At 36.6% G+C, this 13,132-nt stretch carries 13 protein-coding genes and 1 pseudogene; 10 read left to right on the forward strand and 4 right to left on the reverse strand.

Features of this window, described 5'->3' with window-relative positions; all coding sequences use genetic code 11:
* Window positions 1-146: 146 nt before the first annotated feature.
* Window positions 147-554 (reverse strand): type II toxin-antitoxin system death-on-curing family toxin, encoded by a 408-nt coding sequence (locus FLK20_RS06890; protein ID WP_152655828.1) that lies wholly within the window; start codon window positions 552-554, stop codon window positions 147-149.
* On the reverse strand, window positions 554-820 hold the full coding sequence (locus FLK20_RS06895) for an AbrB/MazE/SpoVT family DNA-binding domain-containing protein (protein WP_152655829.1): 267 nt from the start codon (window positions 818-820) through the stop codon (window positions 554-556). Before FLK20_RS06895 ends, FLK20_RS06890 begins: the two co-directional genes overlap by 1 nt.
* 313 nt (window positions 821-1,133) lie before the next feature.
* Here FLK20_RS06895 and FLK20_RS06900 point away from each other — a divergent pair, with 313 nt between their 5' ends.
* From FLK20_RS06900 to FLK20_RS06945, 10 genes and pseudogenes are all read left to right on the forward strand, one after another.
* Window positions 1,134-3,188, forward strand: a complete 2,055-nt coding sequence (locus FLK20_RS06900; protein ID WP_194165561.1) for a BglG family transcription antiterminator — start codon at window positions 1,134-1,136, stop codon at window positions 3,186-3,188.
* 1 nt (window position 3,189) lies between these two features.
* Window positions 3,190-3,657 carry a PTS sugar transporter subunit IIA gene (locus FLK20_RS06905; protein WP_152655831.1) on the forward strand — a complete coding sequence of 156 codons (468 nt, stop codon included), beginning with the start codon at window positions 3,190-3,192 and terminating at the stop codon, window positions 3,655-3,657.
* Window positions 3,658-3,674: 17 nt separating this feature from the next.
* Window positions 3,675-3,959, forward strand: a complete 285-nt coding sequence (locus FLK20_RS06910; RefSeq protein ID WP_152655832.1) for a PTS sugar transporter subunit IIB — start codon at window positions 3,675-3,677, stop codon at window positions 3,957-3,959.
* 207 nt (window positions 3,960-4,166) lie between these two features.
* Window positions 4,167-5,534, forward strand: a complete 1,368-nt coding sequence (locus FLK20_RS06915) for a PTS galactitol transporter subunit IIC (RefSeq protein ID WP_152655833.1) — start codon at window positions 4,167-4,169, stop codon at window positions 5,532-5,534.
* Between the two features lie 50 nt (window positions 5,535-5,584).
* The gene (locus tag FLK20_RS06920; protein WP_152655834.1) at window positions 5,585-6,613 is read left to right on the forward strand and encodes an alcohol dehydrogenase catalytic domain-containing protein; all 1,029 of its coding nucleotides are present in this window, start codon (window positions 5,585-5,587) and stop codon (window positions 6,611-6,613) included.
* A gap of 14 nt (window positions 6,614-6,627) precedes the next feature.
* Window positions 6,628-7,461: a class II aldolase gene (locus FLK20_RS06925; protein ID WP_152655835.1), complete on the forward strand. Its 834-nt coding sequence runs from the start codon at window positions 6,628-6,630 to the stop codon at window positions 7,459-7,461.
* Window positions 7,454-8,962, forward strand: a complete 1,509-nt coding sequence (locus tag FLK20_RS06930; protein WP_152655836.1) for an FGGY-family carbohydrate kinase — start codon at window positions 7,454-7,456, stop codon at window positions 8,960-8,962. The genes FLK20_RS06925 and FLK20_RS06930 overlap by 8 nt, the downstream gene beginning before the upstream one ends.
* Window positions 8,963-8,966: 4 nt before the next feature.
* Window positions 8,967-10,019: a galactitol-1-phosphate 5-dehydrogenase gene (locus FLK20_RS06935; RefSeq protein WP_152655837.1), complete on the forward strand. Its 1,053-nt coding sequence runs from the start codon at window positions 8,967-8,969 to the stop codon at window positions 10,017-10,019.
* A gap of 147 nt (window positions 10,020-10,166) precedes the next feature.
* A pseudogene (locus tag FLK20_RS06940) lies at window positions 10,167-10,685 on the forward strand (RpnC/YadD family protein); the annotation flags it as partial.
* Window positions 10,686-10,857: 172 nt separating this feature from the next.
* The gene (locus FLK20_RS06945) at window positions 10,858-11,664 is read left to right on the forward strand and encodes a histidinol-phosphatase (RefSeq protein WP_152656167.1); all 807 of its coding nucleotides are present in this window, start codon (window positions 10,858-10,860) and stop codon (window positions 11,662-11,664) included.
* Window positions 11,665-11,811: 147 nt separating this feature from the next.
* Here FLK20_RS06945 and FLK20_RS06950 read toward each other — a convergent pair whose 3' ends face one another.
* Window positions 11,812-12,417 (reverse strand): MFS transporter, encoded by a 606-nt coding sequence (locus tag FLK20_RS06950; RefSeq protein WP_152655839.1) that lies wholly within the window; start codon window positions 12,415-12,417, stop codon window positions 11,812-11,814.
* Entirely contained in the window at window positions 12,305-12,994 is a 690-nt protein-coding gene (locus FLK20_RS06955; protein ID WP_152655840.1) for an MFS transporter, read from the reverse strand. Before FLK20_RS06955 ends, FLK20_RS06950 begins: the two co-directional genes overlap by 113 nt.
* Window positions 12,995-13,132 lie beyond the last annotated feature (138 nt).

Below are 13,132 nucleotides of genomic sequence, written 5' to 3' on the forward strand. Positions count from 1 at the left end.
GCTTGACTGGAGGTAAGAAAAGGAGCTGTCACCAAATACAGATCATGTATTTTGCGACAGCCTTTTTTTTCAAAATCGATTTCACTAATGAGTGAACCAGGGCATACATTTCTTATCACAGTATTAGCACTGGTCGTTAGTATTCCTCACCGTTTTGTTGAATAATCTTTTAACCATTTTGCAATGTCTTCAATAGACGGCTTTTCTTCCACTATAAACACAGTGTAATCTTCTGCTTCTTTTTGATTCACAAGAAATTGATATCCATTTAACCATAAAAATTGTTTCATACAAGCGAAACCGGTCCTTTTGTTACCATTATGAAAAGCATGATTTTGAGATATGCTGGCATATAAGGCCGCGGCTTTACCGAAAATTGTTGGATATGCATCATCGCCAAAAACCGTTTGTTGAGGTCTTCCCAATGCACTTAACAACAAACTTGTATCTTTGACCCCCACTTGCTCTTTAGGAGTATATTTTTTTATCACGGCAGCATTTAATATGATAGCTTCTTTTTCCGTTAAATATCGAGGGTTTAATTGTTCTGTCATTATCTATCCGCAAGATTCCTTAATGTATCATCATAATTCTCGAATAGATCCTGTAAGCCGTCTAAAAAATCTTGATCGATGTCTGTTAGAACATCTAAATTCAATTCTTTGAATTTTTTTACTGAAACGCTGCCGTCTTCTTCTAATTTAAACCTTATATCATCACCTTGCTGCGCCTTTAAGTGATGTAATACTTCCTGTGGAAGTGTTACTCCAAGGCTATTACCGATTTTTGTTATTTTTCTCTCCACTTGTTTCACCACCATTTCTTCTCCTCCTATCTTTATCTAAAACGGTAAAGATTATAACTTATAATGGTTGTATTAACTGTTATAACGATTTGGTTTTATTATAACGGGAAAAGAATTAATTAGTCAATAGAAAAAGTGTGTCCATGGACACTCTTAATGGGGTTGTCAGAACGTCTGGCATTTCTTCTACGGAATTAGTATATTAAATAACTGTAATAAAATTCACATACTCTTGTGAAACAACGAGCATAATAAAGGTTGGGCTGAAATTGAATTTACTTTGAAGTTGGCGCAATCTAAAATGATATATATCAGGAGGCGAGCAGTAATGCATATTGATGAAAGAAGTAATCAACTGCTGCAAGAATTAATTAACAATCCGAATGCAACATTAAAGTCACTTGAATCCAAAATGGGTATTAATCAACGACAAATAAAGTATAGTCTTGAAAAAATTAATAGTCATTTAATGGATATTCACCATGTGCAGATTGAACGTACTCCTAAAGGGCAATTTATCATACCAGGGAAAATTACAGAAATGTTCTCAGCGGCTAATGGACATTCCTATGTGTTATCAGAAACTGAAAGAGTTGATATCCTGCTGATTATCATTTTAAACCGGTCACAGGATTTGTCACTTATTCATTTAACAGAGTTATTGGATTTCAGCAGGAATACAATAACAAAAGTGATTAAGCAAGCCAAAGAAAAACTTAAACCTTATTCCATTGAATTAAATTATTCGAGGGTAGAGGGCTATCAGCTTTTAGGAGGTGAGTATGAAAAAAGAAGGTTACTATTTGATATTATTCAACAATACGTGAAAAGCAGGAAAGACAGAGAATTGTTAGAGAAGTATGGAAATATTGATTCAGAAGATTTGAAAGGATTTTATCACAAGTTAGAGCAATGTGAAAAAACACTCGGTTACACTTTTTCGGACAATATGATTACTACAGTGGCATATTGCTTAGCAGTTTGGCAAAACCGTGTAAAGCAAGGAAAAACAGTAGAAGAAAATGAAATGAGTAAGTTTGATTTAGCAGATAAGAAAGAGTTTTATACCGTAAAAAAAGTATTTCATGAGCTGCGTTTTATTAATGAAAGTGAATTACATTACGTAACACTGCAGCTAATGATTATGAATGTATTTTCTACAAAAAATTTTTATATCAGCGAATCGATGAATACAATCAAAAAGGCATTGCAGGAAATGCTTGATCGGTTTGAAAGAGTAAGTGTGATTGATATTCCGCAAAAGGAATTATTAATAGAAAAATTATATATGCATATGAAGCCTGCGTATTACCGGATTAAATTTGACCTTATTGATAATTCATCGTTAGCTTTAAATTTTGATCAAAAGCTTACAAACCTTCATCGGGTAATTAAATTAATTGTTGAACCGATTGAAAACGCTTTAAATAAAAAAGTTCCAGAAAGTGAACTGGTCTATATAACTATTATTATAGGCGGCTGGCTGAGACAGCATGGTATTGACTTTAACAAAAAGATTCTGGCAGCAGTAGTTTGTCCGAATGGTCACTCTGTATCCGTTATGATTCATGTAACGTTAACGTCGATATTTAAAGAGTTTTTATTTTTGAATCCTATGTCGATTCGGGAATTCTCTAATTATGAAGGGGAAGTGGATATTGTTTTTACAACGGATAAATTGGATACCGATGTAAAACAATTCCTGGTTGAACCAATTATGAGTGAGGCTGAGATTAGAAAATTGCAGTCAATTGTTTTTACCGAGCTATATGGTTTCTCCTTTTCAAGTATTGATATGGATTCGATTATGGCCATTATTGAAGAGTATGCAGATATAAAAAATCGAATAAAACTAATGGACAGTTTAAATAAATATCTACTGGATCAAAATCCGACTGCTGCTCCATCCAATCCGTATGATATAGAAAGAACATTAGATGATTTTTTAACTAGCGATACAATCCGGCTGGTTGACAGAGTGAAAGCTTGGGAAGAAGCAATCAGGCAGGCTGCTCAGCCTCTGCTGGACAGCGGGAATATAAAAGAATCCTATGTGGAAGCTGTTATGGAGAACTGCAGAAGAAATTCAGACTATATTATGCTTGCCAGTCGAATAGCAATCCCCCATGCAAAACCTGAAGAGGGTGTGCTGAAGCTCGGAATGAGCCTGTTAAATCTGAAAGAGCCAGTAGAATTTCCAAATGGTCAGCGTATGAATTTGATTTGCTTTATTGCCGCAGAGGATAAAGAAAAACATATTAATCCATTACTTCAACTTAGAAGACTTGCAGAGGATGAGCACCTAGTCGATCAAATTAAAAAGGCCGGCTCTGTAGAAAAAATGGAAAAGATTATTAGAGATTTTGTAGACGAGGTGATGTAGTTTGACAAATAAAGTAATTATTTCAGAGGATGCTGTTTTTACGAATCTGGAAGCATCTGATAAAGAAGAAGCTTTAAAATTCATGTCACAGGCTTTTTCGGAGAACGGGTATGTAAATGAAGGATATTACGAGAGTATTTTAGAGAGAGAAAAACATGCTCCAACCGGGATAGAAGCCTATGATTTTGGTATTGCGATACCACATACAGACCCCAAATTTGTCAATAATGATTCTTTAGGAGTAGCAGTTTTAAAAGAACCTGTCATTTTTAACAGCATGATCAATGCAAAAGAAACGATTGAGGTTAAAGTGATATTCTTATTAGGTTTATCAAAAAGTACAAAGCATTTAAATATACTGCGTCAAATTATGGATTTAATCAAAGAGGAGGGCGTGCTGAAGAAAATAGCCACCATGTCTCACGATAAGCTTTATGACTATTTAAAAAATAATTTAAAATCAGAATAAAATTGGAGGAATTACAAATGAAAAAAGAAATTATTTTTGCGTGTTCAAGCGGGATTGCAACATCAACAGTAGTGGCAGAGAAAGTGAGCGAGTATTGTCAGGAAAATGGGATTGAAGTGAATGCCCGTCAGGCAACAGTAGGTGAATTAACTGGATTAGAGGGATCTGTTGATTTATTTGTGGTGACATCAGATGTGGGCAGCGGTTATAAAACACCAGTTGTGAATGCATTGCCTATTCTTACTGGAATCGGGGAACAAGAAATATTAGAGAAAATTGTTTCTATCCTAAAGGAACAATAGAAGCATGCAAATAAGGGTCAACACTAAAATCTATGATTGAAATAACCGTATAAGCACAGTTCAACTGGCTGGTCATAGATTTTAGTAGAAGCCTGAAATATCCAGAAATATATCATTGAAGGATATGTTATTGATTTATTTGGTAATTAAAGGTAAAAATTCAATTTATTATCAGTGGGCAATATTTAAAAGAAGGAGATGAAAATAATGGGACAAACAATAGTAGATGGGTTTCAATACATTCTGAGTTTCGGACCAGAAGTTATGCTGCCGATTATCATACTCATCATGGCTTTGGCTTTTCGGATCAGTTTCGGTAAAGCACTAAAATCTGCTTTAACGATTGGATTTGGTTTTGTAGGTATATTTTTAGTATTGGATTTGCTGACGGGAAGTCTTGGTCCTGCAATCGAAGCAATGATAGACAACTCAGGGGTAAATCTTCCTGTCATGGATACCGGGTGGCCACCTCTGGCAGCGATAGCTTTTGCCTCACCAATTGCTCCGGTTGTCATCATATTGACGATTGTTATAAACATCGTGATGCTGGTATTTAAGCTGACAAAAACAATTGATGTTGATTTGTGGAACTATTGGCATTTTGCATTTGCGGGTTCGTTAGTCTATATAGCTACTGGAAATTTCATCATTGGATTGATTGGTGCCGCAATTGCTACAATTATAACCTTTAAGCTTGCTGACTGGTCTGCTCCATATATTCATAAAAGAATGGGTCTGCCCGGAATTTCCCTGCCGACATTATCATCAGTTATCTATTTCCCTGTTGGCATTTTAGGAGATAAAATCATTAATTTAATTCCTGGTCTTAACAAATTGAATGCTGATCCGGATTCGATCAAAAAACGTTTTGGTGTATTTGGAGAACCAATGATGATTGGGGTAATCTTAGGTATTGTTATTGGAATTATTGCCCGCTTTGAAATAAGAAATATCATCGAACTAGGAATCTCTTTAGGAGCGGTTATGTTTATTATGCCACGGATGGTTAAAATTCTTATGGAAGGTTTAATGCCGCTATCAGACGCTATACGCAGTCTTTTACAGAAAAGATTCCCTGATCGTAAAGATTTGAATATTGGTCTGGATATAGCAGTTATTATTGGTAACCCTGCCGTTGTTTCTACAGCTCTTTTACTGGTGCCGGTTACGATATTATTAGCCGTTATTCTTCCAGGTGTTATTATCATGCCATTAGGAGATTTACCATTCATTGTCGTTCCATTAGCAATGGTTCTGGTTGCTACCAATAAAAACATTGTACGGTCGGCGATTATTGGTATACCAATGATTATCGTCTCTTTATATCTAGCTTCCAATTTAGCCCCGCTTGTAACGAATGTAGCAGAAAGCATTCAATATGAGTTTCCAGAGGGAGCTACATCGATGATTAATAGCTTTTTAGATGGAGGAAACCCGGTCAGGTACTGGCTCGTTATGTTAGCTCAAGGAAATTGGATTGCTATTGCAGCTATCCCTGTTGTCTTAATCGCCGTTTGGTATATATATAAACTCAGCAGAAGAGATTTTGATGAAAACGGTCAGCTGAAAGAATAACAAAATATTCGCAGCATGGAAGTGATTTAAAGAGGGAAGGAGACTTTACTATGAAAGCATCTGTTTTTTATGGGAAAAATGATATTCGTTTTGAAGAAGTAGATAAACCGGATATAAGCGATAAAGAAATATTAATCAAGATGAAGGCATGTGGCCTTTGCGGAACAGATATTCATAAAGTAATAGAAGAATTAGTTCCTGCAGGTTCTGTGCTGGGGCATGAATATGCCGGGGAAGTCGTTGCGGTTGGGAAAGAAGTTGCTAATTTCAGTCTGGGTGATCGGGTTACAGGCGGAATTCATGTTCCGTGCTTCACCTGTGAGCAGTGTTCCAGAGAGCATTATACCTTATGTCCGGAATTCAAAAAGACGAATATTCACCCGGGCGGATTTGCAGAATATGTAAAGCTTCCAGAAGAACATGTGAAGCATTTACTGTATAAGATTCCAGATGAAATGAGCTATGCCGAAGCTTCCCTTACAGAGCCGGTTGCCTGCTGTATTCACGGACAGAAGGCAGTCGATATTCATGCTGGAGATCGAGTGCTTGTGATGGGAGCAGGTCCAATTGGTTTAATCCATTCGCAGCTTTTGAAAACGAAATTAGTGAAAGAGGTTGTTGTAACAGATGTGTCTGATCATCGCTTGAATCAAGCACATGAGTTTGGTGCGGATGTAACCATTAATACCGGGGAAAATGATCTGGAAACGTATTTACAGGAGCAGGGACACCCGGGATTTAATATCGTTATTATTGCTGCTGGTGTATCTGCATTGCTTCCTCAAGCAATGAACGTGCTCAAAAGAGGTGGAACTGTGGTCTGCTTCTCACCGTTTACCATTAAACCAACCGTGGAAATTGATGCAGGTATGTTTTTCCATGATGAGAAATCGATTGTAGGAACATATAGTGTTTCACCATACGAGTTTGAAGAAGCGATATTGGCAATTCAAAATGGTGTCATCAATACAGAAGCATTAATCACACATGAAATGTCTTTATCTGATTTAGATAAGGCGATTGCATTGACACAAGAGAAGACAGAAAATGTATTAAAAATTGTTTTAAAAAATGAATAGATGGGGGAATGTATATGACATATAAAGCAATGGATGCGTTTTTAGAAGCATTGGAGGAAGGTAACTATGTTGCTCCGGCAATGAATACGACCAATTTAGAAATGACAATCGCTATTGTGGAAGCAGCGGAAGAAGCAGGCTGTCCTGTCATGGTTCAGATTGCTCCTACTAATGTAAAACTTTCAGGTTATGACTATATTGCAGAAATTGTAAAAAGGGCAGCAGAAAAAGTATCGGTTCCAGTTACATTGCATTTAGATCATGGCATGAGCTTTGAGGATGTTAAGAAAGCTGTAGATGCTGGATTTGCTTCCGTCATGATTGATGCTTCTACTTTAGACTATGAAGAGAATATAACATTAACAAGAGAAGTCGTGGAATACTGTCATGAAAGAGGAGTTCTTGTAGAAGCGGAGCTGGGAGAGCTGAGCGGGAAAGAAGATGACCATGTAGCTGAAGATGCAGCGCAGACAGATGCTTCATTATGTAAAGATTTTGTGGAGAGAACGGGTATTGATCTACTGGCTGTTTCTATTGGAAATATACATGGCATTGATCAGGCTCCAGATTTGAATTTTGAACTATTACAGGAAATAAATGAAAATGTCCAAGTACCTTTAGTTATCCATGGCGGTTCAGGAATACCGGATAAAGCGCTTGCTAAATTGAAAAGCTATGGCGTAAGGAAGGTAAATCTGGCAAGTGATTTACGAAAAGCATTTATTACCGCTGTCGGGAAGCGCTATGAGGAAAATAATAATGAGTATAATTTAATTTCTGTTTTATTAGATGCTCAAAAAGCTGTAAAAGAAACAGCAGCACTTAAATTTAAGGCTTTGAATGGGTAAAGAAATGTATATTGTCAGCATTGATGTTGGGACAACCAATACAAAAGTTTGTTTATATGAACTACCAGCGTTTCGTTTGATAGAAATAGAGAAATTTGCCACACCTCAGACGTTTGAAAATGGCAAAACAGATATAGATGCTGAACAAATTTGGAGAGAAGTGCTTCAAGCATTAAAAAATATATGTAACAGGCTGGAGGATTCTCAGCAGATTAAACAGATTACGGTTTCAAGCTTTGCCCAAACAATTGTACTGCAAGACAGTCAAGGGGAGGTCATTACGCCAACCATTGCCTGGTTTGATCCCCGAACCAAAAGGGAAGCTGAGGAAGTTAATGACAGCTTCGGGGAAGAAAAGCTGTATCATCGGACGGGAATTAATGCACATTCCAATCAAAGTTTAACCAAGTTATTATGGTTAAGGCGTTATAAGAAATCTGCTTTTCAAAGGATGCATAAATGGACATGTATGTCAGGCTTTATTGCATCTCGATTAACAGGTATTTATGCCACAGATTGGAGCTTAGCTTCCAGAACACTGCTTTTCGATATTGGAAAGAAAAAATGGGCAGCAAAGCTTATAAAAACATTTGATCTGGATAAAAAAACATTTCCTGAGCTGGTAGAATCGGGCGCAGCGATTGCTGCTGTAAAGGACTCTGTTTCAAAGGAGACGGGGTTATCCAAAGATGTTACTATTTCTATCTCCGGTCATGATCATATGGCTGGATCGATTAGTACTGGGCTAAAGAAGAAAACAGAGATATTAAACTCAACTGGAACAACAGAAGGGCTCCTGCTACTTGGAGAGAAACCAAATTTATCAGATACGTTTCGGAAGTTTGCAATATCTAATGGATGTTACGTGATAGATTCAGAATATACACTCTATGGATCGATGCCAACAGCTGGACAAAGCTTCAACTGGATAGCGAAAGCATTTAATCGGGATTTAACAGATATTGCTGAGATGTGTCATCAGGTTCATGAGGAATATGTAAGCGATTTTGCTTCCATAATGGATAGAATGCAGGTTTTTATTCCGCATTTAAGAGGAAGCGGTCCGCCAATCCGAAACAGTGCTTCCAAAGTAATGATTTATGGAGCTACGGATCAGTCAACAGACCATGATATGCTCTTCTCCATGATAGCAGGACTCTGTTTTGAGTTAAAGCAATTAAAAAATGTATATGAAACGTATGTAGAATCCAACATTCAGCGTATAAAGGTGATTGGACCTGCGGTGAAAAATCCGCTTTGGCTGCAGCTGAAGGCAGATATTCTTCAATCGGATATCCTTGCATATGAAATAGAAGAAGCTGTTGCCAAGGGTGGAGCAATGTTAAGCGCGTCCAAGCAGGGGCTGGTTGATACGTTGCCAGAACCAGAGATAAAAATATATACACCGAATAAGGATCGGGCAGAAGTGCTTGACGATTTTTACAAAAAGTTTTATTTACCACTCTATCACTTAAAAAATCATTTTGAAGATAAGGAATGATTCAATGGAAGCTTTAACTTTTTATGGTATGGAAGATCTTCGTTATGAGCAAAAGGAAAAACCGGAGCTGCAAAAAGATGATGAAGTGATTATAGAAGTAAAGTATGCAGGAATTTGCGGATCAGATTTATCCCGATATAAAAAGATAGGTCCACTGACTCCCGGGAATATTTTTGGACATGAATGTTCAGGCGTAGTGAAGGAAATGGGAAGCAAGGTAACGAATGTACGAGCAGGAGATCGTGTTGCGGTATGTCCGCAATTAACATGCGGGGAATGTGAAGCCTGTAAATCAGGATACTTCGCAGCATGTCCAAATCTGCTCGTAATAGGAGCTAAACAGCCGGGCTGTTTTGCATCCTATACAAAAGTGCCGGCAGAAAACCTGTTAAAATTACCGGATAACATTACTTTTGAGGAAGCCGCTTTGATAGAGCCATCCTCCGTTGTACTGCATGGTCTTTTCCAAACGCAGCTGCAGCCTGGAAAAACAGTTGCTGTGTTTGGCTGCGGCACCATTGGTTTACTTGCCTGTCAGTGGGCTAAATTGTTTGGGGCAGATAGAGTTATAGTCATTGATATCGATGCAGATAAGCTTGAACTGGCTAAAGAGCTGGGAGCAGATGAGGTTATTAAACCGGACAAAAATGCTTCCACATATTCAAAATTAATGCAATTGACGGATGACGATGGCGTAGACTTAGCTATTGAAGCTGCTGGTTCCGTGCAAACTTCAGAAGAGGTATTTGCAGCTCCCAAAAAAGGTGGAGAAGTTTTATTCCTTGGAATTCCGTATAGTGATATTACGTTAAAAAGATTTTATTTTGAACGGATTGTCAGACAGGAATTAACGGTACGAGGGTCATGGAATGCGGTATCTGCACCGTTTCCAGGCAGAGAGTTTACAACCACACTTCAATTTCTTAAAGAAGGAAAGTTAAAAATAAAGCCGATGATATCTCATTATTTACCTTTGAAAGAAGGGCCGGATATTTTTCGAAAAATAACTGGCGGTAAAGAGAAAGCGATGAAGGTTTTGTTTGAGTTGGAGAAGTAAGTGAAAATATTTTATAACAGAAAAGTAGTGAAGTAGAAAGGGTGATTTTCCATTTCACTACTTTTTTCATAATCGATTTTACTAATGAATGTCCAAGGGGGGCTCTTTTTGTATGAAAGCTTCTTAGCCTAACCTTCTGAATTCTTTCTATACGATGTATCGGATTATGAGGATAAAGAAGTACAATTCAATGTGTTCCTGCGAATTGTTCTGATGGTATTTCGGGACATCCGTAAAGATGATATACAAGTTGTCCTGGACACCATTTATCGATCCATCGAGTATCTGCAGCAGGTACAGGATCAGAAAACAGTAACCCAGTTCCTTGAAACACTGTTTTATTATGTATTCCGTGTCAACCAGCGACTCACAAAAAAACATTATTATGATATAATTAACCATATCGGAAACACTTATCAAGAAGGGAGCAAATTGATAATGACTTTAGCAGAAATTTTTCTGAATGAAGGAAAAGAAGAAGGTAGAGCTGAAGCTAAAGCAGTGCTGGCTAATACTGCAATTCGATTAATCACAAAATTTGTAGCTCCACTTTCAGAAGATATAAAGAAAAAGATACACGAACAGGAAATTAGTACGTTAGAAACAATGATGGAGCATATCGATGAATTGGAAACAATAGAAGATGTCAAACAATACTTGAAATAGAAAGGGGCTGCTGTACAATTAGGTAACTGATCGTGCAGCAGCTTTTTGTGTAAGAAGTAAGTAAGAGCCAAAACATTATGATAATTCAGTAGACACGGACATATCAAAAAAAGGCTCCAATAGGGTATAATCAAATTAAAAGAACAGGGAGGGGAACACGTTTATGACAAATATTATCTTTGATTTACACTCACATCATGACCGTTGCGGACACGCAGAAGGAAAGATAGAAGATTATATTCAGGCTGCCATCGAAAGAGGACTTCATTACATAGGGATTTCCGATCACTCTCCACATTTTTATGCAGAGGAAGACCGGCTTTATCCCGGAATAACTATGGCGAAGAGTGAGCTGGACAACTACGTAAAGGAAGTATTATCTCTGAAGGAAAAGTATCAGGATAAAATCCATGTCCTATTAGGAATGGAAAGTGATTACTTTCGGGAGCATGAAGCCCTGTATAAAGAAAAATATAACCAGTATCCTTTTGACTATATTATTGGTTCTGTACATTATGTTCATGGAAAAAGTATTTTTCAACGAGGCAGATGGGATAACTTGTCAAAACAAGAACGTTTAGAGGAAAAAGAATCCTACTACCGTTTGATACAGCAGTCTGCAAAGAGCGGAATGTTTCAGATTCTGGGTCATATTGATGCGATGAAGGGATATCTATTAGATTTTCATGATGAAAAGACACCAATGATAGATGAGACATTAAAGATAATTGCTGATGAGAATGTGGCAATTGAAGTAAATACATCTGGTAAAAATAAAGATTGCGGCGGCTGGTATCCTTCTCATGAAATATTGGAAAGAGCGTATCATTATGGAGTGGATATTTCGTTTGGCTCTGACTCACATGTTGCTTCCCGAATTGGCGATGATTATAAAGAGGTACAGGACACATTAAGACAAATTGGTTTCAAGGAAATGGTTTATTTCATAAAGAAGAAAAGATACACTGTGCCATTGTAATATGTGGAGTATGGGAAAAGCCTGCATTCGCTAAAATATGAGCGAATGCAGGCTTTCCTAAAAATTACAACGACATCCTTTAGAAACAGCTGTATGAATATAAAATCATGTATTTTATCAAAAAACGTTTTATATCACGTTGACATATTATTCACCTTCTAACTTCTTTCTTTTATATATAAATAAGGACAGCATGATTATTAAAATAGAACATAGTATAAGAAGTACAAATGCAACTCTTAGAGAGAAGATATCACCTAAAATACCAACGGTTAATGGGGCAAATAGAAAAGCAGTATAGCCAAATATAGTAACTATAGATACAGCCTCACTTCGCCTTTCATTTGATATTTTTGATGCTATTGAGAAAGCAATAGGCGTAATCGGTGCTAAGGAAAAACCGATTAAAAAAAGTCCAAGGGTTGTTAAAAGTGGAGCTGGTATTACGATTAGTGTGAGTAAACCGATAAAAGCAACTACACCACAACAGAGTAATACTTTATTTTCCTTCAGTTTTACGATTAAAAAGGTACTAACTAATAAACCAGCTAATGAAGCTATATGAAAAGTTCCGATAGCAGTTCCTCCCATGGTTGAAGAAAAATCTAAAGTCTCTCTTAAATATATTGATAAAAAACTCTCAAGAGAATTCTCTATGAAAAAAGTAAACAAAATCAATAAACTCGGAATTAAAATACTTACCGAAATGAAGCGTTTTTTGCTTGTTTTTTTTTCTATCTTCAGAAATTTCATTACTCATTTGATCATTAACTCTATACTCTGTTTTTATAAATAAAGATATGATACCCATCACCAAAAGCAGTACAGCTATACTAATATAAATACTCGTGTAATCTATATCTTTACTTATCAATATTCCAGTGATAATTGAACCAATTGCAGCACCAACACTAAAGCTTGCATGCAAAGGGGTCAATACAGGCTTATTATGGTAGTTTTCATAGTCCCCACCAAGCGTATTCGCAATGAGATCATAAAAACTGACAAAAATACCGCCTACAGCAAAAATAATTATTAATAGATAAAAACTATCTATGAACGTTAAAGCGTAATAAAACATTCCAGTTCCAAAAAAAGCAAAAATCAAAACAACTTTTCTGCTAAATTTATCTGCTATCTTACCACCGATGTAAATACTGAGAAGACCTACTAAAGAATGAATCATTAAACCTATACCTATTTGACTTTCACTTATCTGAATAGCTGCTACTACATCTGCTAATAGAATTGCCCATACTCCAGTTTGTGCTCCTAAAACTAAAAATGTTAACAATAAGAAAATAAGGTAACTGTTAATTCTTTTAAACATATTTACTCCTCTCCATAATCAGGGCATTTTTACAGGATATATTGGATTATATTGAAAGCTATCTTGAGTGGAAATAAGAGCAGCAATGACAAAATATCGGTGATGGAAAATCCTTTTTAAATTCCGTCTGATGACACT

Source organism: Oceanobacillus sp. CFH 90083, assembly GCF_009389585.1.
In the GTDB taxonomy this organism is placed as follows: Bacteria; Bacillota; Bacilli; order Bacillales; family Amphibacillaceae; genus Oceanobacillus.